The sequence below is a fragment of the Mesorhizobium sp. M0047 genome (genome assembly GCF_040323315.1).
In the GTDB taxonomy this organism is placed as follows: Bacteria; Pseudomonadota; Alphaproteobacteria; order Rhizobiales; family Rhizobiaceae; genus Mesorhizobium.
Genome location: NZ_JAMYUW010000026.1, coordinates 62,126 through 88,727, shown reverse-complemented (window position 1 = coordinate 88,727; position 26,602 = coordinate 62,126). Strand labels below are relative to the sequence as shown.

The following is a 26,602-nucleotide window of genomic DNA, read 5'->3' as shown; positions in this document are numbered from 1 at the left end:
GGCGCGGGTCAAGAGCGGCGCCGTACTGCCCTAAGCCTAAAAGCCCCGCATCGCCCGCACCGAGATCCACACGCCGATGTGGGTGGTCAGCGATGCCGCCCGCGAGGCAATCGACCTGATCGAGCGCGCGGTCGAAAAGCGTCAGGTGCTGACCATCGACTACTCGGACGAGGCCGGCCGCGGCACCGCCCGCGATATCCGCCCGCTTGGCTTGTGGTTCTGGGGCAAGGTGTGGACGCTGGTCGCCTGGTGCGAGATGCGCGACGATTTTCGTGCCTTCCGCATCGATCGCATCGCCTCGGTGGTCATCGCCGGCCGCATCTTCAAACCGGAGCGCGGCAAGCAGCTTGCCGACTTCTATCGGGCGGTGGAGCGCAGCGAGGATTACGGCATGGCCCCGGACCGCGCCGCGCGCAGCTGAGAAAACGGCACAAAAAAGCCCGCTCGAAGCGGGCTTTTTCCATTGGGCGTACGACGTCTCACTCGTCGTCGTCATTGTCCGTGTTCTTCGACTTCAGCGCCGAGAGCTTGGCGAACACGGCGTTGGCATCGAGTTCGGCATCCTCGTCCTTCGGTTTCTCGGGAGCCGGCACCAGCCGCTCGGTCAAAGCCGCCGGCAACAGCGTGTCACCGACCGGCTGCGCCTGTTCGCGACCGCGCGAGGCGCGATTGACTTCCATGTCGAGGTCGATCTGCGACGCAAGGCCCAGCGTCACCGGGTCCATCGGCTGCAGATTGGCGGAGTTCCAGTGCTTGCGCTCGCGGATCTGCTCGATCGTCGACTTGGTGGTGCCGACGAGGCGCGAGATCTGCGCGTCCTTGAGCTCGGGATGGTTGCGCACCAGCCAGAGAATTGCATTCGGCCGGTCCTGGCGCTTCGAAAGCGGCGTGTAGCGCGGACCCTTGCGCTTGGATTCGGGCACCCGCACCTTGGGGTCCGAAAGCTTGAGGCGCTGGTTCGGGTCTTTCTCGGCGCGCGCGATCTCGTCGCGGGTCAGCTGGCCGGTCATGATCGGGTCCATGCCCTTGATGCCTTGCGCCGATTCGCCGTCGGCGATCGCCTTGACCTCGAGCGGATGCAGCCCGCAGAACTGCGCAATCTGCTCGAAGGAAAGCGCGGTGTTGTCGACCAGCCATACGGCGGTCGCCTTGGGCATAAGCAGCGTATTGGCCATTTAAAAAATCCTTCTCGTTCGCCCGCGTTCCCGCGCGGGCGGTGGTTTAGAGCCACCAAAATGGGAAATTCGCGGCCTGTATAACCGTTCCATTGTTGTTTCGCAATGTTTTTGGAAGCAATGACTGGATGGCGCTCCCGCCATTGCAGCGAGCGAAACTGCGCCCAAAACGACAAAACCCGCCGGACTGCGTCCAGCGGGCTCGGAACCGCGACGGAAAACCCGTCTGATGCGGCTCTGGCTTGCCAGGCGTGACCTTCGCAGGTCACGCTCGACGTTAGATGGCCCTGCGGGCGATCTTTTCGATGTCGCCTCGGTTGATGCCGAGGTCGCTGAGCTGACGTGCGTTGAGGCGATTCAGTTCGCGGACGGTCTCGGTGTACATACGCCAGTTACGGTAAGCGCGGATCGGGTTCATGGTAGTCCTCCAAATCAGTGTTCGTTTTGATGATGCTCAAATAGGCATCATCAATGAGGACTTGAATGGCCGATTTTGCATAGCAATGATGCAAATGGTGCATTGCAGCATTAAACAACTGTTCATCTTGTAGGCAGTGAGGCGCACGCCCAGGACAAATCCGGATTCAAGTGATCCCGGCCTAGCCGACGTCGAGCACGATCTTGCCGATATTCTCGCCGTCTTCCATGCGCTCATGAGCCCGCCAGGCTTCGCTGAGCGGGAAGATCATGTCCATCACGGGAGCGATCTTGCGCGTACCGAGCAGTGGCCACACCTGCGCTTCCAGTGCCGCCGCGATCGCCGCCTTGAACTCGACGGTGCGAGGCCTCAGCGTGGAACCGGTGTGGACGAGCCGTTTGACCATGATCTTCGAGAAATCGGCGCTCGCCACCGCGCCGGCCTGCACGGCAATCTGGACGATACGGCCTTCGACCGCCGCGGCTTCGTAGTTGCGCGCCACATAGTCGCCGCCGACCATGTCGAGGATGACATTGGCGCCTTTGCCGCCCGTCGCCTCTTTCACCGCGGCGACGAAATCCTCCTCGCGATAGTTGATCGCGCGATCGGCGCCGAGCTTCAGGCAGGCATCGCATTTCTCCTTGCTGCCGGCGGTGGTGATGACATAGGCGCCGAAGGCCGAGGCAAGCTGGATTGCCGTGGTGCCGATGCCGGAGGAGCCGCCATGGACGAGCAGCGTCTCGCCGCGCTTCAGGCCGCCACGCTCGAACACATTGTGCCAGACGGTAAAATAATTTTCTGGCACTGCCGCCGCTTCGGTGTGGGTGAAGCCGGCCGGCAGCGGCAGCACGCTGCCGGCATGAACCTTGACATATTCGGCATAGGCGCCACCAGGTGTGAGCGCGCAGACGCGGTCACCAATGCGCCAGCGCGATGTGTCGTCGCCAACGGCCGCCACTTCGCCCGACGCCTCGAGGCCCGGCAGGTCCGACGCGCCGGGCGGCGGCGGATAGGCGCCCTTGCGCTGCTGGATATCGGGCCGGTTGACGCCGGCGGCATGCACCTTGATCAGTATCTCGCCGGGACCGGGCTGCGGCACGTCGCGCGTTTCCGGCTTCAGCACCCTCGGGCCACCCGGCTCCGAGATCGCAATGGCCGTCATTCTTGCCGGAATTTGCTGTCCACTCGCCATGAGATTCCCGTCTTTCCTCGCCGTTGTCCGATCGGCTGTTTGCATCGACGCCCCTGCCCTATGTATGCTGATTGCCAAATCAGGCAAATGGCCAATCAGGGAGGAGCGACGATGGCGATCTTCGACGACGAACCCAAGAAGGCGCGCCCGCACGAGATCGGGCAGGACCTGTCACTGCTTTCCGTCGGTGAATTGTCGGAACGCATCGGCATCCTGCGAGACGAGATCGCCAGGCTGGAGGCCGAGCTCAAGGCCAAGGACACCACCAAATCGGCCGCCGAGGCGCTGTTCCGCCGCGGATAGAAGCGCCGGCGAAGGTCCGCCGCCGAAAAGCCCGAATGCGGCTGTCTCGCAGACCCAGCGCCCTGTCAAACACGAGCCGGATCAAACAATGTTCGCAACCTACCGCCCGATCCTCTCACTGCTTCGCGGCACCGCCTTTCTGCTGGCGGCGTCCGGATTGCATGGGCTGCTGCTACCCCTGCGCGGTCAGTTGGAAGGCTTCTCGACAGCGTCGCTCGGCCTGATGGGCACGGCCTGGGCCGGCGGCTTCGTCACCGGCTGCTTCTTTGCGCCGCGCATCGTGCGCCGCGCAGGCCACGTGCGCGCCTTCGGCGCCTTTGCCGCGTCGGGCGCCATCGTGGCGCTGCTCACCGGCCTGGTCATCGACGAATATGTCTGGATCCTGCTGCGCGCCTTCACCGGCTTCACCATGGCCGGCGCCTTCATGGTCATCGAAAGCTGGCTGAACGAGAAGGCCAGCAACGAGAATCGCGGCACCGTCTTCGGCCTCTACATGATGGTCACCTATGCCTCGATCATGGGCGGGCAGATGATCGTCGCCGGCGGCGACGTGAAATCGGCGTCGCTGTTCATGATCACCGGCATCCTGTTTTGCCTGTCGCTCATTCCGACCGCGGTTTCGAGCGCCTCCCACCCCAAGCCGCTGCAGGATGTTTCGCTCGACGTCAAAGGCCTTTATGCCAACTCGCCGGTTTCGGCGGTCGCATGCGTATTGATCGGCATCGCCAACGGTGCCTGGGGCACGCTAGGCGCGGTCTATGGCGCCCGCATCGGCATTTCCACCGCCGAGATTGCCCTGATGATGAGCCTCGTGGTCGTTGCCGGTGCCGCCATGCAGCTTCCGGCCGGGCGCCTGTCCGACCAGACCGACAGGCGTTTCGTGCTGGCGGGGGCGGCTTTCGGCGCGGCCTTGTTCGCGCTCATGATCTTCCTGTTCGAGCCACGCTCCGGCGTCTTCGTCATCGTCTTCACCGCAGCCTACGGTGCCTTCGCCTATACGCTCTATTCGATCGCCGTGGCGCATGCCAACGATCACGCGCGCTCCGAGGATTTCGTCAAGGTGTCGGGCGGCCTGTTGCTGCTCTACGGCTTCGGCACGATGATCGGGCCCTTGCTGGCAGCGGCCCTGATGGGCTGGATGCGCCCGGAAGGCCTGTTCCTGGCGACCGCCTTCGCGCATCTCTGCCTGGCTGGCTATACGCTGCTGCGCATCAGCCGCCGCGCCCCGGTGCCGATCGGCGATCGTGATGCCTTCAAGACGCAGCCTGCCGACCGTTCGGTGACGCCGGAAGCATTGCGGCTTGATCCCAGAAGAAAAGCAGAAGCAGACGGTTGAGATTCGAAAGGCTTTGCCCCACAAATAAGGCATGATGTTTTCCGACGCCTTCATGGCGATTGCCGATCCCAACCGGCGCCATCTTCTGGAAGAACTTCGCCGCGGCCCCAAAACCGTCACCGAACTGGCTGCCGGCTTGCCGGTCTCACGTCCAGCCGTGTCGCAACATCTGAAAGTGCTGCTCGATGCCGGCCTGGTCAATGCCAAGCCGGAAGGGACAAGACGCGTCTATGCCGTGAGCAATACCGGCTTCCTCAAACTCAACATCTGGCTCGATCAATTCTGGGAAAACTGACCAGCTCGCGGCAGGTGGCTGACCGAAGCAGGCCCGCGCGACAGCCGATCGACCATCTTCCGCCGCGCCGGGTCGGCGAGTGCCTGGACCATCCAGCCGAGCTGGGCGGGATCGTGCAGCATCGCGATCAGCCGTTGTTGTAGGGGAAGAACTTGAAGTAGGGCTGGGCCTCCTCGATCACCCGGGCGAACGATGGCCGCTGCAGCAGCCGGTCGTGATAGCGCTTCACGGCCGGGTAGTTGTCGCCGAACGGCTCGACCTTGTTGGCATAGAACAGCGCGGGGGAGGCCGCGCAATCGGCCATGGTGAAGGCGTCGCCCATCGCCCAGCTCTTCGAGCGCATGTCCTCTTCGATGATGGCATAGGAGTTACGCAGCTGAGCGCGGGCCTGCTCGACGCCGAACGGATCGGTCTTGTCCTGCGGCCGCAACCGGTCGCCGACGATCTTCTGCATAGGCTCCTGCACATAAAAATCATAAAAGCGGTCGGCCTGGCGGACTGCCAGCGCCAGGTCGACGTCGGCTGGAACGAGGGCAACCGGCCCCGGATAGTGCGCGGCCAGATATTCGATGACGATGGTCGATTCCAGCACCGTGCGGTCGCGCGCATCGTCGCGCAGCGCCGGCATCTTGCCGGTCGGCGAAATCCTCAGGAAGGCCGCGCGCGACTCGGCATCGCCAAGATCGACGATATCAGGCGTAAACGGCGTGGCGTTCTCATAGAGCGCGATCAACGGTTTCCAGCAGAAGGAGGCCAGCGGATGGAAATGAAGCGTGAGGGACATCTTTTGCTCGTCTGTCTCGTGGTTTGTCGATGGCTGGCGCTGTTCTGCTTGCCAAGGGTAAACGATGAAGCATTTACTCATCCGTCAAGACTCGCCGATTAATTGGCCTGGATGTGAGCGACGATGGCCGCGGATATCTCCGTCCAGTCGTCCGGATGCAGCTCATGGCCGCCGCCTTCGATGCGAATGATTTTCGCGCCGGGCACAGCCTTGGCCAGCGCCTCGCCATGCTGCACCGGGAAGATCGGATCCGCCGTGCCATGGATGACCAGCAACGGCGCCATCATCTCGTGCAGCCGACCCTTCCATGCATCGCCACCCCCGAGCATGAAATGGTTGGTCGCGCTCAGATAGCCGCCTGAACGGTCGTAATCCTGCTCGACGAACGTTCTCGTCCGAACCTCGTCGAATGGGTGAGCGGTGCTGGCGATCGCCCGCGCACCCCTGACGATGAAATCGACGACCTGGCCACGATCCGACCAATCGACCTTGGCTCCCTCGGCTGAATGCTCGGCATAGGCATCACTGGTTTTCGGCAGATGGGACGTGTCGAGCCCGATCGGCGAGCTGCTGATCACGGTCAGCGATGCGACGCGGGACGGATGCTTGAGCGCCACAAGCTGGGCGATCATGCCGCCCATCGACATGCCGGCGACATGCGCCTTGCCGATGCCGCGCTCGTCGAGAACCTGCATCGCATCGTCCGCCATGTCGTCGAACGTGTAGGGCGGCTCGCCCGGTCTGTATTTGGTCGAACGGCCGGTATCGCGATTGTCATAGCGGATCACGAACAGGCCGGAGTAGGCCAGCTTCCGGCACAGCTGCTCCGGCCACCACAGCATGGAGGCCATCGCGCCCATAATCAGCAACAACGGCGGGTTCGCCGGATCGCCAAAGGCTTCGGATATGATCTCGGGTCGTTCGACGGTCGTCACGGACGCGATCTCCTTCTTCATAATACTGATTGCAGTTTGCAATCGGTTGAACGATAATTAAACTGATACGATATTGCAACCGGTTATGGAGAAAATATCCTATGAGCATTGATCGCCGATCCGGATGCCCGATCAACCTGTCGCTGGAAGTGTTCGGGGACCGCTGGAGCTTGATCATCCTTCGCGACATGATCTTTGGCGGCAGACGCCATTTTCGCGAGTTGCTCAACGGGTCGATGGAAGGCATCGCTTCCAACATACTCGCCGACCGGCTGAAGCGGCTGATGGAATTGGGCATGCTGACCAAGGCCGACGACCCCTCGCACAAGCAGAAGGCGATCTACAGCCTGACCGAGATGGCGATCACGCTGGTGCCGATCCTTGCCCATCTCGGTGCCTGGGGCCGCGTCTGGCTGCCGGTCAGTGAAGAACTCTCGATCCGTGCCGAACTGCTGGAAAAGGGCGGACAGCCGATGTGGGACAAGTTCATGGACGAGTTGCGCTTCGAACATCTCGGCATGCCGCTCGATACAGCTTCTGGTCCTTCTGTCCGCGCGACCTTGCAGGCCGCCTATGAAGCGGTGGTTGCCAGCAAGGCGCTCGCCGCCAGCCCGGCCGCTTGACCAACTTATTTTTCCCGTTTTCGGGCCGGCTCTGCTACAATAGGCGGAAAATTAACAGTCACGGGATTGGATAAAGCTCTTGGTTGAGAATCCTCGGGATGCTGCCCGCGCGCGCGCCGACCTGCGTTTCAAGAAGCAGGAAGAGGCGGTAACCGTGCGCCAGAAGGCGATGGCCGAATACGTCGCCGAGAGCGACGCCCGCCAAGCCAAGACCAACAAGCTGCGGGCGCTCCGTCTTGCCAAGGAAGCGGAAGATCTTGCCAATGCACCGGCGGCGCCCGTCAAGAAACCGGCCCGCGCCAAGAAAAAATAGCAGCCGCGCCCGGAACCCCAAACGCTACGCCTGTCCGGATGGTGTCGGTGAAAGCCGCTTCCCTCCCGCCTTTTTTGCGCGAAGCAATTTCAACCGAAACGGGGATGTTATCTCGCCCGCTGACGTTCAATGATCGACGCGTTTCAAACTGGAGACTGCCATGACCGCACTGCCGCTCGAAAAAGCCAGGCAAATCATCGACGCCGCCTTTGCCAAAGGCGCCGATCTCAAGCTCAAGCCGCTCGGCGTCTCGGTGCTTGATGCCGGCGGACATCTGGTCGCCTTCCAACGCCAGGACGGCGCCTCGTTTCTGCGCCCGCAAATGTCGGCCGGCAAGGCTTATGGCGCGATCGCCATCGGCATGGGCTCGCGCAAAGTCGAGGCCTTCGCCAAGGAGCGCCCGCATCTCGTCGCCGGCATCTCGGACGTCTCGGGCGGGCGCGTGCTACCGGTGGTGGGCGGCGTGCTGATCCGCGACAAGGCCGGTGCCATCATCGGCGCCGTCGGCATTTCCGGCGACACGTCGGACAATGACGAGGCCGCGGCGATCGCCGGCATCGAGGCAGCCGGTTTCACCGCCGATCCGGGCTGAGCATCCAGATTCAGGTCAGGCCGGGTCGAAAAATGATGGATTCCGAGAACCGGAGCGGAGCGTACGCGTGAGCACCGGAAGCGCATGAAACCGCCATTTGCAGGCCGGAATCACCTGAATATCAATGCAGCCTTAGTTGAGATTGATATCCCGGCTCGCCGACCGCATCGACACCGCGAATCCGGCCAGCACATCGAACAGCGCGATGACCATCAGCGTGAAGAAGACGGAATGGGCGGCGCCCTTCACCAGCAGGAACTCGACCAGGAACGCCACGAAGACCAGCGTCGACAGAAGGTGGTCCATGATCGAGGCATTGGTCGTGCGCACCGACTTCGCCATTTCAAGGAAAAGGAAGATCAGCCCGAGCAGCACCATCAAGTCGCCCAGCGTCATCGAGAACACTCCGCCCGACATCATGCTGAATGAGAAGACCTCGCTCGCCCAGGGATCGTCACCGCTGCCGAATATTCCCAGAAGTCCGAGGTTGTAGAGCACGAAAGGCACGATCAGCAGCGGAATGGCACCGAACATCTGGCGTCTCCATGTGGGGGCAATCCCTTGTAGAATGCGCCACAGGCACGCCGTCAAGATGTTTCGATGGCAGCGCTGAACACGGTCGAAGACGGCACGCAATTAGCATGTCAGCCGGTTCCCCGGCTGGAATATCTCGGCGATTGCCGTCCACGCTTCGCAATGCGCGCTCCCCGGCCGCCAAACGCAAAAAAGGACCGGCCACTGGCCGGTCCTTTTTTAATTCAAAACTTCGAAAAAGCTGGTCTCAGCTTTCCTTGGGCGTCAACACCTGGCGACCGCGATACATGCCGGTCTTCAGGTCGATGTGGTGCGGACGGCGCATTTCGCCGGAATTCTTGTCCTCGACATAGGTCGGGGCCTTGAGTGCGTCAGCCGAGCGGCGCATGCCGCGCTTGGACGGAGAGGTTTTTCGTTTCGGAACGGCCATGGATATGCTCCACTACATGGTCAAAAAGCCCCGCCTGCCCTCGTGAAAGGGCCATGTCGGGGCCGGAATCTGAGAAAGTCGGGTGCCTATACACGCCCTGTGCCGTTTTGGCCAGCACTGGAGCGAATTTTTTTGAGTTGGCTAGCGGAGGCAACCGACATAGGCGCCGGAGCGGCCGGCGCGCCGCTCGATCAAATTGGCAAGCCTTCTCAGGCCCGGTCCGGGTTTGGCCGGGTTGCGGGCAATCGGATTGGGCAAGGAGACGGCGAGCAGTGCGGCCTGCCGCCGCGACAGCTGTTTTGCCGAAACGCCAAAATGATGCTGTGCCGCGGCCTCGATCCCGTAGATGCCCGGCCCCCATTCGGCGATGTTGAGATAGATTTCCATGATGCGCCGTTTCGACATCACTGCGTCGAAATAGACGGCCAGCGGCAGCTCGAACACTTTGCGCACCGAACCCAGCGGCCGCGACCAGAGGAAGAGGTTCTTCACCGTCTGCATGGTGATGGTCGAAGCGCCGCGCGTTGCTTCGCCAGCCAGCGCGTCGTCGACGACGCCCCGCAATTCGCCGAGATCGACACCGCGATGGAAGCAGAACTGCCCATCCTCCGACATGATGACGGAATTGGCCAGCACCGGCGCCACGTCGTCGATCGACGTCCAGCGGCGCTCATAGCCCGAGAATGTCGCCAGGTCCTTAAACATCAGCATCGAGACCGGATGCACGAACGACGGCAGGTACAGGACCGTCAGCAGCGTTGGAATAAGCGCCAGCACCGCGGCCACGGTGATACCGCGCCGGACCCAGCGTTTGAGACTGCGGCGGTTCACGCCTCGCGATCTCGTCGCCATGTCCAGCTTTTCGGTTTCATGATCGACGATCGGTTCCGCCAAGCCGCCCAACCCGTGCTCTCCCTGCCCCCGGCATAATGGCGCTTGGCTTCTTGCGCAACGTCTGAGTGTCGGCTACCGGTCCCGATCATGACGAGTGACGACGAAATGGCGTTCGAAATGGCGCTCATCAGACGGGCAGCCGCCGTCGAGGTGCTGCTGCGGCGGTTGCTCGACGACCGCGCGCTTTCGGGCGAGATCGCCCGGCCTGAGCGCTTGATGGCGGCGATGCGCCACGGCGTGCTGAATGGTGGCAAGCGCTTGCGCCCTTTCCTGGTGATGGAAAGTGCGGCACTTTTTTCCGCTGACGGCGAGGCGGCACTGCGCGTCGCTGCAGCGCTTGAATGCGTGCATTGCTATTCGCTGATCCACGACGATCTGCCGGCCATGGACGACGATGATCTGCGGCGTGGCCAGCCGACGGTGCACAAGGCCTTCGACGAGGCCACCGCTATCCTGGCTGGCGACGCCTTGCTGACGCTTGCCTTCGACATCATCGCCGGCGAGGCGACCGCTCTGCCGGCGGAGCGGCGGATAGCACTGGTGCTCGCGCTGGCCCGCGGGGCCGGGGCTGGCGGCATGGTCGGTGGCCAGAAGCTCGACCTCGAAGCTGAACAGACGCCGCCGGACGAGGCCGGCGTCATCCGGCTGCAGGCGATGAAGACCGGCGCGCTGATCCGCTTTGCCTGCGAGGCCGGCGCACTCATTGCCGGCGCTCCCGCCGAGGACTGTGAGCGGCTGGCCGAATTCGGCTCCGCGATCGGACTTGCCTTCCAGCTCGCCGACGACTTGCTCGACCTGACCGCCGATGCCAGCCAGATGGGCAAGGCGACCGGCAAGGACGCCGCCGCCGGCAAGGCGACGCTGGTGGCGCTGCACGGTGCGAATTGGGCACGCAGCCAGCTTCACGGCCTCGTCGAACAGGCCCATGCACTGCTTGAGCCCTATGGCGACGGTGCCCAACTTCTAAGGGAAGCGGCGACGTTCGTGGCGGCTCGGAACAGCTGAGGTTTGGGGCAAACCAGGACATCGGGCCGATTAAAGCCGCTCGTCCTCCGCCCCCCATCCAGAAATAGAACTTGAGCGGAAGCCTGCCGAAGCAGAGGATCGGTACGGCTTTGCCATCCACACGGCAACGACGCGGTGCGGATACAGTTGGAGGGATGCCATGTCGACCACCGACACGCTGTTCGCAGGTTCCATTCCCGAGGTCTACGACCGGGCAATGGTGCCGCTGATCTTCGAGCCCTATGCGCGGGATCTGGCGGAGCGGGTGGCGAAGCTCGGACCGCAATCGGTGCTCGAAGTGGCGGCGGGCACCGGTGTGGTGACACGTGCGCTTGCAGCAAAGCTGCCGGCGCAGACACGCATCGTGGCAACCGACCTTAACCAGCCCATGCTCGACCACGCGCGCACGCGTATGGCGGACGATCCTCGTATCACCTGGCAACAGGCCGACGCCCAGGCGCTGCCCTTCGAGAACGCACGGTTCGACGCCGTGGTCTGCCAATTTGGCGCGATGTTCTTCCCCGATCGGGTGGCCGCCTATGAACAAGCCCGGCGGGTGATGCGGCCGGGCGGGCATTTCGTGTTCAACGTCTGGAGCGCCATCGAAGAGAACGAGTTCGCCGAAGAAGTGACGCGAGCGCTCGGCACTCTCTTCCCCGCCGATCCGCCTCGCTTCTTGGCCAGGACGCCGCACGGCTATCACAATGCGGACGCCATCCGCGCCGACGTGCATGCGGCAGGCTTCCACGATGTCAGCATCGAGGCTCTGGGTGCCGTGAGTGCCGCTCCGTCGCCGTATGAAGCGGCCGCGGCCTATTGCCAGGGCACACTCCTGCGTGCCGAGATCGGGGCGCGCGGCGGCTCGCTGGAGGAGACGACGCGACACGTTGCAAATGCCATGGGGAAACGGTTCGGGGAAGGTCCTGTGAGTGGCCGCATCCGCGCCCTCGTCGTGACGGCAGCCTGATGCATGTCGCTCAAAAGTCTGCTCGGTTTTGCGAGAACGACATGCATCAAAACGAAGACCTGAAGCGGATCGTCTGAATCCGTCCAGACGCGACAGGCTTTCGTTGCGCAAGGATTGTCAGGTCAAAAGCTGTCATCCATCCGGCTGTTCGCGTGGCTCGGCTATCCACACGAAATTTTAATGTAAATGAAGCGTAATCCCGACCATTAAAATGGTGCGTATGTGTTGGGGTTGCGCATGCCGGAATATTCGTCCTTCATCCGGTCAGTCCGGATTCGCTATATTTCAGGGTTGCTGATCTTCGCGCTGGCTTCCGTGGCAATCGTGGTTGCGCTTGATCGTGTCAATTCCTTTCGCCGTGACATCGATGCGCTGAGCAGCAACCTCGTCGTCTTCACCCGCGACCTGCGCAACGCGACCAGCTTTGCCGAGACGACCGGCACCGCCTGGCGGGCGGAGACACGCGATGCGCTGACCTCATCGGCGCGCGGCCATTCGGAACGCCTGACCGGCGAGATCGAGTCGCTGACCGCGCAGCTTGCGGCGATCAAGCCGCGCCTGTCGACCAAGACCGCCAACGAGCTCCAATCGGCTTCCGTTAACGGCGACCTGTTCTGGTCGCCGCGCGACATGGTGCGCAACTTCAACCTGATGTCGGTGGCGCAGAAAGTCGATGAGTGGAGCTATCGCGAAATCCGCAACCAGAACGACCTGTTCGCCCAGCCCATGCTGGTTCGCGTCCGTACCGCCATGGACGATGAGCGCCATCTGGCGGACGCCTCCAGCGACAGGCTGCTGCTGTGGGCAAGCGCCATCCTGTTCGCGGCCCTTGCCATCGTCGCCTTCTGGATTTTCCGCCCGATGGAAGTGGCAATCCGCCGCGCCTTTGCCGAATCCGCAGAATCCCTGTTCAAGGCCGAGGCCGCCGACCGCGCCAAGTCGGAATTCCTGGCCAATATGAGCCATGAAATCCGTACGCCGATGAACGGTGTGCTCGGTATGGCTGAACTGCTGGCCAAGACCGATCTGACGGCGCGCCAAAAGACCTTCACCGACGTCATCGTCAAATCCGGCAATGCACTGCTCACCATCATCAATGATATCCTCGATTTCTCGAAGATCAATGCCGGGCAACTCACCCTCGACCCCGCCCCCTTCCGTCTCTCCGAGGCGGTCGAGGATGTGGCGACGCTGGTATCGGCGCGCGTCGCCGAAAAGAACCTCGAATTGATCGTGCGTGTCGACCCGCGGCTGCCGGCCCATGTCGTCGGCGACGCCGGCCGGTTTCGGCAGATTGTCACAAACCTGCTCGGCAACGCGGTGAAGTTCACCGAAAAGGGCCACGTGCTGATCGATGTCGGCGGCGAGATCGTCAACGACGTGGTCCAGCTCAAGGTTCGCGTCGAGGACACCGGCATCGGCATACCAGCCGAGAAACTGCAGAACGTGTTCGAAAAATTCGCCCAGGTCGACGGCTCGTCGACCCGCCGCCACGAGGGGACCGGCCTTGGCCTTGCCATCGCCGCCCGCCTCGTCGACCTGATGGCAGGCAAGATCGGCGTCGAGAGCGAGATCGGCCGCGGCTCGGTGTTCTGGTTCGCGGTGCCGCTGCCGGCGCATCAGGCCGGGGCTCGCGACGAGATCGTGCCGGTCGACGTCACCGGCGCGCGCGTGCTGGTCATCGACGACAATCCGGTCAACCGCGAAATCTTGCTCGAGCAGCTCAGAAGCTGGAGCTTCGACTGTGCCGCCGCCGAAAGCGGCGCTGTAGGCCTGGCCTTCCTCGATCGCGCCTTTCAGCTGGGCGCCGCCGTCGACTGCATCATCCTCGACTACCAGATGCCAGGCATGAACGGCGCCGACGTCGCCAGAGCCATCGCCTTGGACAGCAGGCTGTCCTCCATCCCCGTGGTGTTGCTGACCTCGGTCGACCAAGTCGATTTCGGCAAGATGATCATCGACTTCGGCATCGCCGCGCACCTGACCAAGCCGGCCCGCTCCGCGGTCCTGCTCGGCACCGTTATCTCGGTCGTCCAGAGGGCCCGCTCGCAGGTCGGCAAGGCGCAGTTCGTCCGCGAACCGATCGTGCCGGCTCCCCCGGCGGCACCACCTGCCTTCACTGTCATCCGCGGCCCGGCGATGCCGGTCGCGGTGGTGCCGGAATCGGCCACGCCGAATGGACCGATCGACATCCTCATTGCCGAGGACAATGACGTGAACCAGTTGGTATTCGGCCAGATCCTCAACGGCCTTGGGCTCAGCTACCGCATCGCCGGCAACGGCCGCACGGCGGTCGAGATGTACAGGGCGCTGCGCCCCAAGCTGATCCTGATGGACGTCTCGATGCCGGAAATGAACGGCTACGAAGCAACCCGCGCCATCCGGACGATAGAGATGTCGACGGGCACCCACATACCGATCGTCGGCGTCACCGCGCATGCGCTGAAGGGCGATCGCGACAAGTGCATCGAAGCCGGAATGGACGACTATCTGCCGAAGCCGGTTTCACCCGACCGCCTCGGCACCAAGATCGGCACCTGGCTCAGCGAGACGGTGGCAGCTAAGATTGCTTGAGGCAGGCCTTGGTACTGGCTTGCAGGATCAACGCAGTCGGCCGACCGGGATGATTTCCGGCGAGGTCGCAACATAAGGATCTCCTTGCCAACTGCCGAGCCATTGCTCAGTCGAATGGGCGCGCGACGAGAGCTCGAAATAAATCCGTCGCATTTGTCGCTACCGGTTGCGCACCACCACGCACGCCCCGCCGATGCTTTGCAATTTCTGGCAGATGACATTGGCGGCCGCACGGTCATCGACACCGATCCTGACCGCGTAGATGCCGCGCCGGCCGATCGGCGTGCGCACCCGGCTGACCACCGGATCATGCCCGCTGAGCAGGGCCGGGAACCGGCTTCTTACCCGCAGCCACTGGTTGATCGCGGCACTGCGGCGGAAGTTGCCGGCCACCTGGATGCCCCACGGTTTTATGTTGATCGACGCCATCGCCACCGTCTGCGACATGATCACCGGTAGTCTGCGGCAGGCGTAGGCAAAGTCCGCCTTTGCGTCGAGCGGCTCGATCTTTCCGGCATAGGCCCGGTCGGTGAACTTGTCGGCCGGCTCGCCCATGATGTCGAAGACATAGCTCTCGGTCTCCATCGGCAGGAAGCCGCCGGAGCTGAGCCAGCGCGACACCCGGCTTTCGCCGGCATTGTAGGCGGCGGCCGCCAGGCCAAGATTGCCGTAGCCGCTTTTCATTTCAGCAAGATATTTCGCCGAGGCCGGGATCGCCTGGTTGATGTCGAAGGAATTGGCCAGCCCGCGCATCTTGGCGGTGCCGGGCATGAACTGGGCGATGCCTTCGGCGCCGACTGGGCTGACGGCGTTGGGATCGAAACGGCTTTCCTTCCAGATCAGCCGGGCGAAGAAATCCCTGGGCAGACCATTCTGGTCGGCATGCGCCTGGATCAGGTTGCAGACCTTGCCTATCAGCCGTTGCTTGGCGGATTGCGGCGGATCCGCCTGAACCAGCGTCGCCCAACCCAAGGCGCAAAGCAGAACCAGCGCAGCCCCAAGGAAACGCTGCATCGAGCGCTGAACCCGTGCCGAAACTCGCTCCGGCGAGCCAGGTGACGGTGGCTTCGGGGTCGCCCCGGCGACGCGCGCAGCGGACATTTGGTCCGTGAGCACCGGAAGCGCAGAAGACGCCTTCAGGTGGCCGCCGGAGTAGAGTTTCGGCATGGGCTCACTCGGCCGCGGCCGTGCCGCGGCCGAACCGTTGCTCGATATAGTCGGCGACCATTTTCTCGAAATCCGCAGCGATCGAGGGCCCGCGCAACGTCGCCGCCTTCTTGCCGTCGATGAAGACAGGCGCTGTCGGCGTCTCGCCGGTGCCGGGCAGCGAAATGCCAATGTCGGCATGCTTGGATTCGCCCGGGCCGTTGACGATACAACCCATCACCGCGACCTTGAGGTTCTCGACGCCAGGATATTTTTCGCGCCACACCGGCATGTTTTTCCGCAGATCCGCCTGTATGTTCTGGGCGAGTTCCTGGAACACGGTCGAGGTCGTGCGGCCGCAGCCGGGGCAAGCGGCGACGATCGGCACGAACTGCCTAAACCCCATGGTCTGCAGCAATTCCTGCGACACTTGCACCTCGCGTGTGCGGTCGCCGTTCGGCTCCGGCGTCAGCGAGATGCGGATGGTATCCCCGATGCCTTGCTGGAGCAGGATGCCCATGGCAGCCGACGAAGCCACGATGCCTTTCGAGCCCATGCCTGCCTCGGTGAGGCCGAGATGCAGCGCATGGTTGGAGCGGGTGGCGAGCTCGGTATAGACGGCAATCAGGTCCTGCACGCCGCTGACCTTGGCCGACAGGATGATTTTCTCGCGGCCAAGGCCGATCTCTTCCGCCAACTCGGCCGACAGGATCGCCGATTGCACGATCGCCTCGCGAGTCACTTCCTGCGCCGTCAGCGGAAACCCCTTGTCCTGGTTCTCATCCATCAGCCGGGTCAGCAGTTCCTGATCGAGCGACCCCCAGTTGACGCCGATGCGCACCGGCTTGTCGTGTCTGATCGCCATCTCGACGATCGCCCCGAATTGCCGGTCCTTCTTGTCCTTGAATCCGACATTGCCCGGGTTGATGCGATATTTGGCCAGCGCTTCGGCGCAGGCCGGATGGTCTGCCAAAAGCTTGTGGCCGATATAGTGGAAATCGCCGACCAGCGGCACGTCGATGCCAAGCCGCTGAAGCCGCTCATGAATGCGCGGCACTGCGGCGGCGCTCTCGTCGCGATCGACGGTGATGCGCACGATCTCGGAGCCCGCCCGGTGAAGTGCTGCAACTTGCGCAACTGTCCGGTCGATATCGGCCGTATCGGTGTTGGTCATCGACTGCACGACAATGGGCGCTCCGCCGCCGACGACCACGCCGCCGACATCGACGCCGACCGAGGTGCGGCGAGGGAAAGGAGAGGAAAAATATCCGGTCATGCCGGCCAGCCTTTTGTCTCTGGAGCGCCTTACGTCCCCTTGGACGCACAGAGGCGCCCCGGGGCGATGCGCTAAAGTCCGGGCATGAGGTGGATGAGCAAAGATGGCTTGTCAATGGCGACAGGTCGCCACTGGCCGGAATCGACCCGCCGCCAAGGACCAGAAACAATCGATGATCTGGCGAAATCCGGCGACGGCCGAAGCGGAAATTAAGCCGGGTGGAAATCCGGCTCAGGCTGATGGCCCAGTGCCGGAAATCAAAACCTCCCAGGCCGGCGGAAGGCACCCGCCGGGGAAAGAAGCCGCGGACGGTGAGCGGCTATGTCAGGAGGGCATCAATGCGTGGTCGGTTTCCCTCTGAGTTTTTCAATCTCGTCCTTGAGTGCCAACTTGCGTCGCTTGAGATTCACGATTTCGAGGTCATCGACCGATGGATGGTTCATCGCGTCATCGATTTCACGTTCGATGTCGCCGTGTTTCCGCTGCAACTCATCAAGATGGGATGCAAGAGACATGATTGGTTCTCCCTTTCATGGTTTCCTCGATTGCAGCCGTCATGGCGCGTCCACCGCAGGTTCGCTTCTGTGACGGCATGATGACAGTGTGTCACCTTCCGGCAGCGATGTCGAATGATCCGTGGTAGCATTCCACGACAATGTGAAATGTGATATGGGCTGCGCGCCGGTTGCAAAATCCCGCCGGCCCCGCCCAATCAGGCCCATTTTTGGGCGCCGCAGACGTGCAGACGGTAGATAATGTCCGATCAGGAACAGGCTGATATCCGGCTCGAATATTCCCGGCTGAAGCAGGAGCATGCCGATTTCGATGCGGCCATCAACGCGATGATCGCCATGGCCTGCGATCCACTGCAGATCCAGCGCATGAAGAAGAAGAAGCTGTTCCTCAAGGACCGGCTGATGGCGCTGGAAGACAAGATCATTCCCGACATCATTGCCTGAAGGGCGCGTACGCTTTCGAGCGCCTATGCGGCGGTCGAAAGTCTCGCAGCACGATCACGCAGCAGGCCGATGAGCTCGCCGGTCCGCTCCTCGGACGTATCGATGGGGACCACCAGGCACATCGTCGCCTCGACCTTGCCCGGCGCCAAAAAGACCGGCGCGGCAAGGCATTTCGTATAGGCATCGACCAGGCCCGAGGTGACGCAATAGCCGGCGACTCGCGCCTTTGCGATGTCGGTGACAAAATCGTCAAGCCGCAGTTTGCGACCGTCGGGCAGCACGAGATCGTCGTCCGACACCATGGCTTCGATTTCAGCCCTGTCCAACCCCGCCAGAAGCAGTCGCCCCGAGGCCGTCCAGGGCAGCGGTATCTGCAGGCCGGTGGCAGAGCTGATGCGAAAAGGCCTGGTGCCTGGGCTCGCGTGGACGATCGTGTAGCGACCGCTCTGCAGCATGCACAGTTCGGACGTCTCGCCGGTCTCGCGCGATAGATTGTCGACCTCCTGACGCCCTCGTCTGAGGAGGTCGTTGCCCCGCACATAGTCCATTCCATAGAGATAGAGCTTCTTGCCGAAATAGACGCGATTGCCGTCGCTTTCCAATTCCAGCAGGCCCGCATCGACCAGCGACCGCACCAGCGTATAGGTCGTCGAACGGGGTGCATTCACCCCTTTGGCAAGGTCGCCAATGCCGATCGCCCGCTGGGTCGTGTGAAGAAACTCCAGAATCTCGAGCACCCGGTTGAGTCCCTTTTCACGGGAGCCCGAGATTTTCTCGTCGGCTGAAATCGCGGAGGTATTGCCATCTTGCATTGTCGATTCCCGGTGTTAATATCTGTCTTGTACAGGATACACTCGTCTCTTGTAAGAGACAAAATCACCGGACGTGTGTCTTGCCTGTGCACAAGGGGAACACAACACGAAAGGAGGTCGCCGTGAACGACACATCCGGAAGACGTGATTTTCTGAAACTTGGAATGGCAGGGCTGGCCACGGCTGGCGTGCTGGCAACCGTCGATGCCCAGAAAGCCGCTGCCCAGGCAGCGTCCGACAGCCTGCTGCGCACCGTGCTCGATCGCGGCAAGCTGATCGTCGGTACCGGCAGCACCAACGCACCCTGGCACTTCGAGAACGATGCCGGCGAATTGGTCGGCATGGACATCACCATGGGGCGCATTCTCGCCAAGGGCCTTTTCGACGATCCGACCAAGGTCGAATTCGTCATGCAGGATCCGGCACAGCGCATCCCCAACGTGACCACCAACAAGGTCGACATCACCATCCAGTTCATGACCATGAGCGCCCAGCGCTCGCAGCTGGTCAATTTTTCCCGGCCTTACTATGTCGAGGGCGTTGCCTTGCTGAGCCTGCCGACCGCCGAGAACAAGACTTTCGACAAGCTGCTTGCCGGCGGCGCCGCAACGCGCATCTCCATCCTGCAGAATGTCGATGCCGAAGCGCAGGTGCATTCGGTGCTGCCCGAGTGTCAGGTCATGCAGATCGATACCCAGGCCAACGTGCTGCAGGCGCTGGAATCGAAACGCGTCGACGCCGCGGCCGTCGATCTGTCCACGGTGCGCTGGCTCGCCTCGCGCAATCCGGACAAATATTTCGATGCGGGCAAGAGCTGGCTGAGCATGCTTTATGGCGCGGCTCTGCGGCAAGGCGACCTTGACTGGCTGACTTTCGTCAACTCAACTTTCACCATCGCCATGTTCGGCCACGAAAATGCCCTCTACGACGCCGCGTTCAAGGACTATTTCGGACAGGAGCCTCCGGCGCGCCATCCGGGCTTCCCAGCCATTTGACCAGCATCAGGCGGGAGGGCGTATCCAGCGCCCTTCCGCCTCCCTAGAGCAATTCCAGGAAAAGTGTGAAACGGTTTTCCGTCCGGAATTGCGTCAAAACAGAGTTAGAGCGGTTTGCCGTTTCCGTGAAACGGTGAACTGCTCTAAGGCCTGCGGCAACCGAGGCGGACGCATGGGCTACGCCCTCAACTTCAATCTGATCTGGCGGCATTTCGACAAGCTGTGGAGCGGCCTGCTGCTCAGTCTCGAACTCGCCGTCATCTCGATCGCCATCGGCATCGTCATCGGCCTAGTCCTGGCGGTCTGGTACGTCTCGGCCGGGCGCGTGGTGCGCACCATCATCGCCGCCTATGTCGAATTCATCCGCAACGTGCCGCTGATCCTGCTCGTCTATCTCGTCTTCTACGGCCTGCCGACGGTGGTCGATCTCGCCTACAGCGCGCCGACCTCATTTGTCGTCACGCTCTCGCTCTACAGCGGCGCATATCTGGTCGAGGTGTTCCGTTCCGGGCTCGAGGCGGTTCCGCGCGGACAGCTGGACGCCGGCAAGGCGATCGGCCTGACGCCGTGGCAAAGGCTGCTCAACGTGCGCCTGCCGACGATGCTGCGCATCACGCTGCCGGCATTGTCCAACACCTTCATATCGCTGTTCAAGGACACGTCCGTCGCCTCGGTCATCTCGGTGCCGGAACTGACCTATGGCGCCCAGTGGATCAACTTCAACACGTTCCGGATCGTCGAGGTCTATCTCGTCGTGACGGCGATGTACCTGCTTACCGGCTACATACTGCTTTTTGCGCTTCGGCTTGTCGAACGCCGGTTCAGGGCGGCGCGCTGACATGCTGACCCAAATCGCCTATGCCTTGCCTTTCCTCGCCCAGGGCTTTGCCCTGACACTATGGGTATCCTTGCTTGTCGTGGTGTTCTCCCTGATCGCTGGCGTGATCATGGGCGTCGGTCTCGTCTATGGCCCCATGCCACTGCAATGGGCGGTGCGCATCTTCAGCGATACCATTCGCGGCATACCAATCCTGGTGCTCATCTTCTTTGTCTATTATGGCCTGCCGGCCGTCGGGCTTCATCTGCCGTCCTTCTGGGCCGCCGTGCTCGCGCTGACCTTGTTCAAGACCGCGCAGGTCGTCGAATATCTCAGGGGTGCGGTCGGATCCATTCCGAAGGGACAGTCCGAGGCGGCAATGGCGATCGGACTGACCTTTCGCCAGCGCCTCACCTACGTCATCTTCCCGCAGGCGTTCAGGCGTTTCCTGCCGCCCTGGATCAATGGCGTCACCGACGCGGTCAAGGGCAGCGCGCTGGTGTCGCTGCTCGGCATCACCGATCTGATGCAGGCCATAAACCAGGTCATCGGCCGCACCTATGAGGCGATGCCGCTCTACCTCCTCGGCGCGCTCATCTATTTCGCGGTCAATTATGCCCTCTCGCTGGCCAGCCGCCGGCTCGAGCGGCGTTTCTCCTTCATTCGGGATTAGCAATGTCCACAGGCTCGAACGACACCCCGGCGCTTCTCGACATCCGCGACGTTTCCAAAGCCTTTGGAACCGTCCAGGTTCTGCGTTCGGTCAGCCTGCAGGTGGCGCGCGGCGAAGTGGTGACGGTCATCGGCCCCTCGGGCAGCGGCAAGACCACGCTGCTGCGCTGCGTCAACTTCCTCGAAAGCTACGACAGCGGCTCGATTCGCATCGATGGCAAAGAGGTCGGCTTTCGCGAAGCCGGAGCCCGCCAGCGCCGCAGCGAACGCGATCTGGCCGCCATGCGGGCCGAGACCGGCATGGTGTTCCAGAGCTTCAACCTCTTTCCGCATCTGACAGCCGCCGGCAACATCATGCTTGGTCTAACCAAGGTGCGCGGCAAGAGCAGAGCTGAGGCCCGCACCATCGCCGAACACTGGCTCGGCCGGGTCGGCCTCGCCCACAGGGCCGACAGCCTGCCCGCCGAACTGTCCGGCGGCCAGCAGCAGCGTGTCGGCATTGCCCGCGCCGTGGCCATGGGGCCGAAGATCCTGCTTCTCGACGAGATAACCTCCGCGCTCGACCCGGAGCTGGTCGGCGAAGTGCTCGAGGTCGTGCGCAGCCTGGCCGAGGACGGCATGACGATGGTGATGGTCACGCACGAAATGGCCTTTGCCCGCGATGCCTCGAGCCGCATCGTCTTCATGGCTGACGGCGGCGTTAGCGCGGCAGGTCCACCCGCCGAAATCCTGGCGGCGAATACTGATAATGAGCGCCTGCGCACCTTCCTGGCACGTTTCCGCGTGTCGCATTTCTAAACGGGACAGCGAGCGCTGTCGCAAGGAGCCTTTTTTCATGACGCCTTATATCCGGCTCGCCGCGTTGGGCCTGACGCTGCCGGAGCCGCCGACCCCGATCGCCAATTTCGTCACCCATGCCGAAAGCGGCCGGCTGATCTTCCTGTCCGGCCAGGGGCCGCTGCGGACCGACGGCACGCTGTTCACCGGCAAGGTGGGAGATGATGTCACCGTCGAAGAGGCCTATGGCCATGCCCGCCTCACCGGCCTTAACCTGCTGGCCGTCATGCACGCAGCCACTGGCGATCTTGGCCGGATCGTGCGCATCGTCAAGCTGCTCGGCTTCGTCAACGCGATACCGACCTTCAGCGACCACCCGAAGGTGGTCAATGGATGTTCCGATCTGTTCGCCGATGTGTTCGACACCATCGGCGGCCATGCCCGCTCGGCGATCGGCGTCGGCTCCTTGCCTGGGAACATCACCGTCGAAATCGAGGCGGTCGTCGAGATCGCCGCCTGACCCGTTAGAAATGGAATCCTAGAGATGAAAACCACTTCCACCGACGGCTCCAACACCACCATCCGCGAACGGCTCGGCCTTCGCCCGATCATCAACGTCTCCGGCACGATGACAGCGCTCGGCGCATCGATCATGGTGCCTGAAGCGATCAGCGCCATGGCGGAGATGGCCTCGCAATGGGTGGAGATGGACGATCTGCAGCGTGCCGCAAGCACGATCGTTGCGCGCCTCACCGGCGGCGAGGCCGGTTTCATCACCGCTTGTTGCGCCAGCGGCATCACCATGGCGATTGCCGGCGCGATGACGGGAACCAACCTGCTCGCCATCGAGCGGCTGCCGGACGACACCGAAGGGCTGAAGTCGGAGGTCATCGTCCAGCTCGGCCACATCGTTAACTACGGCGCGCCAATCGACCAGTCGGTCCGGCTGGCCGGCGCAAAGGTCGTGCCGGCCGGCACCGTCAGCGTCACGCAGGACTACCACGTGCGCGAGGCGATCAACGATCGCACGGCGGCAGGACTCTATGTCGTCGCCCACCACACCGTGCAGTACGGCATGCTGTCCCTAGAGGAATTCTGCGAGATCTGCCATGCCAGGGGCGTCCCGGTGATCGTCGATGCGGCCTCCGAATATGATCTGCGCGGCTTTCTTGCGCGCGGCGCCGACATTGTCATCTACAGCGGACATAAATTCCTGAGCGGACCGACTAGCGGCATCGTCACCGGGCGCAAGGATCTGGTTCGAGCCGCCTTTCTGCAGAACCGCGGCGTCGCGCGCGCCATGAAGGTCGGCAAGGAAAGCATCGCCGGCACCATGGCCGCACTGGAAGCCTGGGAAAAGCGCGACCATGCCGGCATCCGACGGCGCGAAGAAGCGGCACTGAACCTGTGGAAGGATGCGTTGCAGGGGCTGCCGGGCATCGTCGCGCAGATCATCCCCGACCCCACCGCCAACCCACTGGATCGGTTGCAGATCTTTGTATTGCCCGAAAGCCGGTTCACGGCGGCCGGCCTGGCCTCCGCATTGGCTATGGGCTCGCCGCCGATCATCGTGCGCAACCATGAGGTGGAGCGCGGCCATTTCTTCCTCGACCCTTGCAATCTTCATCCCGGCGAGGCGGAGATCGTCGCCGAACGGCTGCGCGCCACGCTGACCGCGGCCGAGCGGCCCGCCAATGCCATGAAGCCTGCCCGCAAGGATTCGTCCGGTGTCTTGCGCTGGCCGGATTGAAACGCCAGGTACACCATCACCTGAAAATGCGCCGGCCGCGATCGGCGCGCGCCATCACGCGACCGTGAACGGCCGGATCCTCCCCAGCCGGGAATAAACCGCGGCCGCCCCGGGTCTCCTCAGCATACGCCACTCCAGGCGATGAGGAGACCGACATGACCCATCACCACGATGACGAAAGCGGGCGCATCAGCCGCCGCCATGCACTGGAATGCATGATCTGGGCCGGCACCGGCGTGCTGTGGACGATTTCAGGCGGCATACCAGTGTCGCTCAACCTGCTCGGGGCCGCACAAGCTGCCGAAGCCATGGCCACGGGCTTCACCTTCCTGCAGATATCCGACAGCCATATCGGCTTCGACAAAGCGGCCAACCCGCATGCCATCGACACGCTGAAGGAAGCGATGGGCAAGATCCAGGCGCTGCCGCAAAAACCCGCCTTCATGATTCACACCGGCGATATCACCCATCTGTCCAAGCCGGCACAGTTCGACAGTGCCGCTGAGATCATCGGCGGCGCCGGCTTCGACGTGCATTACGTGCCGGGCGAGCACGATCTGATCGACGAAGGCAACGGCAAGGCCTATCTCGACCGCTACGGCAAGGGCACCAGGGGTGCCGGCTGGTATTCGTTCGATCAGAACGGCGTGCATTTCGTGGCGCTGGTCAATGTCGTCAACCTCAAGGCCGGCGGGCTCGGCAATCTCGGCCCGGAGCAGCTGGCCTGGCTGGCGGACGACCTGAAGGCCGTCCGCGCGTCGACCCCGATCGTCGTGTTCGCTCATATCCCACTGTGGGCGGTCTATCCCGAATGGGGCTGGGGCACCGACGACGCGGCCCAGGCGCTCGGCCTGCTCAAGCGCTTCGGCTCGGTCACCGTGCTCAACGGCCACATCCACCAGATCATGCAGAAGGTGGAAGGCAACGTCACCTTTCACACCGCGCGCTCGACCGCCTTCCCGCAGCCGGCGCCAGGAACTGCCGCCTCGCCCGGACCGATGACGGTGCCCGCCGGCCAACTGCGCGGCCTGCTCGGCACCAGCAGCGTCAACGTGAAGCAAGGCGGGCAGGATCTCGCCATCATCGACTCGACCCTGGCTTGAGCCTGGACGGCAAAGGAAATTATCATGCTCTGCATTCGCCTTCCGGCCCGGCATATGGCCGCGATCCTCACCGCCTTCGCCCTGACCACGGGAACCTGTCAGCCGCTACGCGCGGCGGTCGATGCGCCGATGGTCAAAATAGAGAACTTCGCCTTCACGCCACACGAACTGACGGTCAAGCCCGGCACCAGGGTGATCTTCAGAAACGACGACGACATCCCGCATCTTATCGTCGCCAACGATTCCTCCTTCCGCTCCAAGGCGCTTGACACCGGTGACACATATGAATTCACCTTCACCAAAGCAGGCGACTTTGCCTATTTCTGCGGGCTTCACCCGCACATGCAGGGCAAGATCACCGTCGCTCCCTGAAGGGGCGTGGCAGAACCTGCCGGGAGTGCCGGAGCATGCTGCGGTGTTGAGCGAAAAGGCCCTGGCCGAGCGCTTCGGCGAGGTAGTGCTGCCCCATCTTGGTGATGCGCTTGCGCTCGCCCGCTGGCTGACCGGCAACGCCACCGATGCCGAGGATGTGGTGCAGGAGGCCTGCGTGAAGGCACATGCTGGCATATCAGGCTATGCCGGCGGCAATGCCCGCGCCTGGCTGCTGACCATCGTGCGCAACACCGCCTACACCTGGATGTCTCGCAACCGGCCGCGCGGCATGCTCGCCGTCGGCGACCTCGGCGATCTCGACGAAATGGCGGCAGCGCACGGCACAAGCCCGCCCGACGAAGATGGCCCGGAGGCGAGCCTGATCGCCAGGGCCGATACGGCGGCACTGGAGGCGGCGATCGCAGCACTGCCGCAGCCATTTCGCGAGACGCTGGTGCTGCGAGACATCAACGGTCTTAGCTACCGCGAGGTGGCGGCCATGCTGGAGGTACCGATGGGCACCGTGATGTCGCGGCTGGCCCGCGCCCGCGGCCTGCTTGTGTCTGAACTGGGGAGAGCGCCATGACCAATCATGACGACGGGCTGCCCAACGATCCCGAGGGCATGCGGCTGATGATCCACGCCCTCATTGATGGCGAACTCGATGCAGCGGCCGCACTGGCGGTGGAGCGGCGCATCGCCGCCGATCCGGCGCTGGTCGCCGAACACGCCCGCATCATTGCCTTGCAGGGCGCGCTCGGCAGCTTGCCGCGCCCCGATGTCAGCGATGTTTTTCGGGCGCGCATTGCCGCACTTGGTGCGACAGGCACGGCACGACCGGCGCAAGACGAAGCGGCCGAGCCGCAGCGGGGCACGCCGTCGCCGCAACCAGGATTGATCGCGGCGTCAGTCGGGGGCGGCCGGAGACGGGACGCCAGGACAGGTTCGTCGCGGACCTTCGGCCCGTTCGACTGGCGCGCACTAGCCGCGTCGATCATGATCAGCGCGGTGCTGGCCAGCGGGGCGACGCAATGGGTGATGGTCAACAACGCGTCCGACGGTTTCGCCGCGGCGGTCGCCAGCGGCCATCGCCGCAGCCTGCTCGCCGCCAGTCCGATCGACATCGTTTCGTCCGACCGCCATACGGTCAAGCCATGGCTCGATGCCCGGATCGGCGTATCGCCGCCGGCGCCGGACCTCGCGCAGGATGGCTACGCACTCATCGGCGGCCGGGTCGAGGTGATATCAGGTCGGCCGGTGCCGGCGCTGGTCTACCGCCACCGCGAGCATTTGATCACGCTGGTCGCCGAACCGCAGCAGGGCGGCGGCATCGCCAAACCCGCCGATCTTTCGTCGGGCGGCTTTTCGCTGGTGCATTGGAGAGACGGCGCCTTCTCCTACTGGGCGATCTCGGACATGGAGCGGCCCGAACTCGATGACTTCGTCGCCCGCTTCCGCGAGGCGGCGGTGTGAGGACGGCCTGCCCGGTTGATGATTCCACTGGCCGACCGATTCCCCAGCCTGAGACGCCGACCAGGAAACTGCCCTGCGCC

Annotated in this window: 31 protein-coding genes and 2 pseudogenes; 21 read left to right on the top strand and 12 right to left on the bottom strand. The window is 63.1% G+C overall.

The annotated features are described in order from the left end of the window. Positions 1–40 precede the first annotated feature (40 nt). Positions 41–421 (top strand): annotated as a pseudogene (locus NKJ89_RS22990) (helix-turn-helix transcriptional regulator); the annotation flags it as partial. A gap of 58 nt (positions 422–479) precedes the next feature. Here the strand turns inward: NKJ89_RS22990 and NKJ89_RS22985 are convergent. From NKJ89_RS22985 to NKJ89_RS22975, 3 genes are all read right to left on the bottom strand, one after another. Next, positions 480–1,175 carry a DUF1013 domain-containing protein gene (locus NKJ89_RS22985; RefSeq protein ID WP_023810957.1) on the bottom strand — a complete coding sequence of 232 codons (696 nt, stop codon included), beginning with the start codon at positions 1,173–1,175 and terminating at the stop codon, positions 480–482. A 277-nt stretch (positions 1,176–1,452) separates the two neighbouring features. Beyond that, positions 1,453–1,593 (bottom strand): DUF1127 domain-containing protein, encoded by a 141-nt coding sequence (locus tag NKJ89_RS22980; RefSeq protein ID WP_023757429.1) that lies wholly within the window; start codon positions 1,591–1,593, stop codon positions 1,453–1,455. Between the two features lie 181 nt (positions 1,594–1,774). Then, positions 1,775–2,785 carry an NAD(P)H-quinone oxidoreductase gene (locus NKJ89_RS22975; RefSeq protein ID WP_352605847.1) on the bottom strand — a complete coding sequence of 337 codons (1,011 nt, stop codon included), beginning with the start codon at positions 2,783–2,785 and terminating at the stop codon, positions 1,775–1,777. Between the two features lie 111 nt (positions 2,786–2,896). Here NKJ89_RS22975 and NKJ89_RS22970 point away from each other — a divergent pair, with 111 nt between their 5' ends. From NKJ89_RS22970 to NKJ89_RS22960, 3 genes and pseudogenes are all read left to right on the top strand, one after another. Continuing rightward, a complete protein-coding gene (locus NKJ89_RS22970) occupies positions 2,897–3,088 on the top strand; it encodes a DUF1192 domain-containing protein (protein WP_023757432.1) in 192 nt (63 codons plus the stop codon). A gap of 28 nt (positions 3,089–3,116) precedes the next feature. Continuing rightward, positions 3,117–4,424, top strand: a pseudogene (locus NKJ89_RS22965) (MFS transporter); the annotation flags it as partial. A 31-nt stretch (positions 4,425–4,455) separates the two neighbouring features. Further along, positions 4,456–4,719 carry an ArsR/SmtB family transcription factor gene (locus tag NKJ89_RS22960; protein ID WP_023757434.1) on the top strand — a complete coding sequence of 88 codons (264 nt, stop codon included), beginning with the start codon at positions 4,456–4,458 and terminating at the stop codon, positions 4,717–4,719. 127 nt (positions 4,720–4,846) lie between these two features. Here NKJ89_RS22960 and NKJ89_RS22950 read toward each other — a convergent pair whose 3' ends face one another. After that, a complete protein-coding gene (locus tag NKJ89_RS22950; protein ID WP_352605845.1) occupies positions 4,847–5,503 on the bottom strand; it encodes a glutathione S-transferase family protein in 657 nt (218 codons plus the stop codon). A 98-nt stretch (positions 5,504–5,601) separates the two neighbouring features. Next, positions 5,602–6,459, bottom strand: a complete 858-nt coding sequence (locus NKJ89_RS22945; protein WP_352605843.1) for an alpha/beta fold hydrolase — start codon at positions 6,457–6,459, stop codon at positions 5,602–5,604. 80 nt (positions 6,460–6,539) lie between these two features. On the opposite strand from NKJ89_RS22945, the gene NKJ89_RS22940 reads away from it, so the two are divergent. From NKJ89_RS22940 to NKJ89_RS22930, 3 genes are all read left to right on the top strand, one after another. Then, positions 6,540–7,061: a winged helix-turn-helix transcriptional regulator gene (locus tag NKJ89_RS22940; protein WP_352605841.1), complete on the top strand. Its 522-nt coding sequence runs from the start codon at positions 6,540–6,542 to the stop codon at positions 7,059–7,061. A gap of 79 nt (positions 7,062–7,140) precedes the next feature. Next, on the top strand, positions 7,141–7,374 hold the full coding sequence (locus NKJ89_RS22935; protein ID WP_023757438.1) for a hypothetical protein: 234 nt from the start codon (positions 7,141–7,143) through the stop codon (positions 7,372–7,374). 160 nt (positions 7,375–7,534) lie between these two features. After that, a complete protein-coding gene (locus NKJ89_RS22930) occupies positions 7,535–7,966 on the top strand; it encodes a GlcG/HbpS family heme-binding protein (protein WP_352605839.1) in 432 nt (143 codons plus the stop codon). A 132-nt stretch (positions 7,967–8,098) separates the two neighbouring features. Here the strand turns inward: NKJ89_RS22930 and NKJ89_RS22925 are convergent, their stop codons facing one another. The 3 genes from NKJ89_RS22925 to NKJ89_RS22915 all read right to left on the bottom strand — a co-directional run bounded on the left by NKJ89_RS22925 (position 8,099) and on the right by NKJ89_RS22915 (position 9,833). Next, a complete protein-coding gene (locus NKJ89_RS22925) occupies positions 8,099–8,500 on the bottom strand; it encodes a hypothetical protein (protein WP_352605837.1) in 402 nt (133 codons plus the stop codon). A 247-nt stretch (positions 8,501–8,747) separates the two neighbouring features. Then, positions 8,748–8,930, bottom strand: coding sequence for a 50S ribosomal protein L32 (gene rpmF / locus NKJ89_RS22920; RefSeq protein WP_008834724.1), 183 nt, complete (start codon positions 8,928–8,930; stop codon positions 8,748–8,750). Between the two features lie 141 nt (positions 8,931–9,071). Beyond that, positions 9,072–9,833 carry a biosynthetic peptidoglycan transglycosylase gene (locus tag NKJ89_RS22915; RefSeq protein WP_352605835.1) on the bottom strand — a complete coding sequence of 254 codons (762 nt, stop codon included), beginning with the start codon at positions 9,831–9,833 and terminating at the stop codon, positions 9,072–9,074. A 78-nt stretch (positions 9,834–9,911) separates the two neighbouring features. On the opposite strand from NKJ89_RS22915, the gene NKJ89_RS22910 reads away from it, so the two are divergent. From NKJ89_RS22910 to NKJ89_RS22900, 3 genes are all read left to right on the top strand, one after another. Then, the gene (locus NKJ89_RS22910) at positions 9,912–10,829 is read left to right on the top strand and encodes a polyprenyl synthetase family protein (RefSeq protein ID WP_352605833.1); all 918 of its coding nucleotides are present in this window, start codon (positions 9,912–9,914) and stop codon (positions 10,827–10,829) included. Between the two features lie 160 nt (positions 10,830–10,989). Then, a complete protein-coding gene (locus tag NKJ89_RS22905; RefSeq protein WP_352605831.1) occupies positions 10,990–11,796 on the top strand; it encodes a class I SAM-dependent methyltransferase in 807 nt (268 codons plus the stop codon). A gap of 237 nt (positions 11,797–12,033) precedes the next feature. Next, the gene (locus NKJ89_RS22900; protein WP_352605829.1) at positions 12,034–14,370 is read left to right on the top strand and encodes a response regulator; all 2,337 of its coding nucleotides are present in this window, start codon (positions 12,034–12,036) and stop codon (positions 14,368–14,370) included. 159 nt (positions 14,371–14,529) lie between these two features. On the opposite strand, the gene NKJ89_RS22895 is transcribed toward NKJ89_RS22900, so the two are convergent. The 3 genes from NKJ89_RS22895 to NKJ89_RS22885 all read right to left on the bottom strand — a co-directional run bounded on the left by NKJ89_RS22895 (position 14,530) and on the right by NKJ89_RS22885 (position 17,307). Beyond that, positions 14,530–15,384, bottom strand: a complete 855-nt coding sequence (locus NKJ89_RS22895; RefSeq protein ID WP_352605851.1) for a transglycosylase SLT domain-containing protein — start codon at positions 15,382–15,384, stop codon at positions 14,530–14,532. Between the two features lie 157 nt (positions 15,385–15,541). Continuing rightward, complete coding sequence (gene ispG, locus NKJ89_RS22890) at positions 15,542–16,792, bottom strand: flavodoxin-dependent (E)-4-hydroxy-3-methylbut-2-enyl-diphosphate synthase (RefSeq protein ID WP_352605827.1); 1,251 nt, start codon at positions 16,790–16,792, stop codon at positions 15,542–15,544. Positions 16,793–17,127: 335 nt separating this feature from the next. After that, positions 17,128–17,307, bottom strand: a complete 180-nt coding sequence (locus tag NKJ89_RS22885) for a YdcH family protein (RefSeq protein WP_013529217.1) — start codon at positions 17,305–17,307, stop codon at positions 17,128–17,130. A gap of 240 nt (positions 17,308–17,547) precedes the next feature. Here NKJ89_RS22885 and NKJ89_RS22880 point away from each other — a divergent pair, with 240 nt between their 5' ends. Next, on the top strand, positions 17,548–17,751 hold the full coding sequence (locus NKJ89_RS22880; protein ID WP_023757446.1) for a YdcH family protein: 204 nt from the start codon (positions 17,548–17,550) through the stop codon (positions 17,749–17,751). Positions 17,752–17,774: 23 nt separating this feature from the next. Here the strand turns inward: NKJ89_RS22880 and NKJ89_RS22875 are convergent, their stop codons facing one another. Next, complete coding sequence (locus NKJ89_RS22875) at positions 17,775–18,563, bottom strand: IclR family transcriptional regulator (RefSeq protein WP_352605825.1); 789 nt, start codon at positions 18,561–18,563, stop codon at positions 17,775–17,777. A gap of 122 nt (positions 18,564–18,685) precedes the next feature. Here NKJ89_RS22875 and NKJ89_RS22870 point away from each other — a divergent pair, with 122 nt between their 5' ends. The 10 genes from NKJ89_RS22870 (at position 18,686) to NKJ89_RS22825 (ending at position 26,522) form a co-directional block, all read left to right on the top strand. Continuing rightward, positions 18,686–19,558 carry a transporter substrate-binding protein gene (locus tag NKJ89_RS22870; protein WP_292643047.1) on the top strand — a complete coding sequence of 291 codons (873 nt, stop codon included), beginning with the start codon at positions 18,686–18,688 and terminating at the stop codon, positions 19,556–19,558. 172 nt (positions 19,559–19,730) lie between these two features. Further along, a complete protein-coding gene (locus NKJ89_RS22865) occupies positions 19,731–20,396 on the top strand; it encodes an amino acid ABC transporter permease (protein WP_352605823.1) in 666 nt (221 codons plus the stop codon). A 1-nt stretch (position 20,397) separates the two neighbouring features. Then, positions 20,398–21,048: an amino acid ABC transporter permease gene (locus NKJ89_RS22860; protein WP_352605821.1), complete on the top strand. Its 651-nt coding sequence runs from the start codon at positions 20,398–20,400 to the stop codon at positions 21,046–21,048. A 2-nt stretch (positions 21,049–21,050) separates the two neighbouring features. Continuing rightward, positions 21,051–21,845, top strand: a complete 795-nt coding sequence (locus NKJ89_RS22855) for an amino acid ABC transporter ATP-binding protein (protein ID WP_352605819.1) — start codon at positions 21,051–21,053, stop codon at positions 21,843–21,845. A gap of 37 nt (positions 21,846–21,882) precedes the next feature. Next, positions 21,883–22,344 (top strand): RidA family protein, encoded by a 462-nt coding sequence (locus NKJ89_RS22850; protein WP_352605817.1) that lies wholly within the window; start codon positions 21,883–21,885, stop codon positions 22,342–22,344. Between the two features lie 24 nt (positions 22,345–22,368). Continuing rightward, complete coding sequence (locus NKJ89_RS22845; protein WP_352605815.1) at positions 22,369–23,574, top strand: aminotransferase class V-fold PLP-dependent enzyme; 1,206 nt, start codon at positions 22,369–22,371, stop codon at positions 23,572–23,574. Between the two features lie 155 nt (positions 23,575–23,729). Beyond that, entirely contained in the window at positions 23,730–24,677 is a 948-nt protein-coding gene (locus NKJ89_RS22840) for a metallophosphoesterase family protein (protein WP_352605813.1), read from the top strand. A 24-nt stretch (positions 24,678–24,701) separates the two neighbouring features. Further along, the gene (locus NKJ89_RS22835) at positions 24,702–25,049 is read left to right on the top strand and encodes a cupredoxin domain-containing protein (RefSeq protein ID WP_352605811.1); all 348 of its coding nucleotides are present in this window, start codon (positions 24,702–24,704) and stop codon (positions 25,047–25,049) included. Positions 25,050–25,095: 46 nt separating this feature from the next. Continuing rightward, entirely contained in the window at positions 25,096–25,635 is a 540-nt protein-coding gene (locus NKJ89_RS22830) for a sigma-70 family RNA polymerase sigma factor (protein WP_352605809.1), read from the top strand. Continuing rightward, complete coding sequence (locus NKJ89_RS22825) at positions 25,632–26,522, top strand: anti-sigma factor family protein (protein WP_352605808.1); 891 nt, start codon at positions 25,632–25,634, stop codon at positions 26,520–26,522. Before NKJ89_RS22830 ends, NKJ89_RS22825 begins: the two co-directional genes overlap by 4 nt. Positions 26,523–26,602 lie beyond the last annotated feature (80 nt).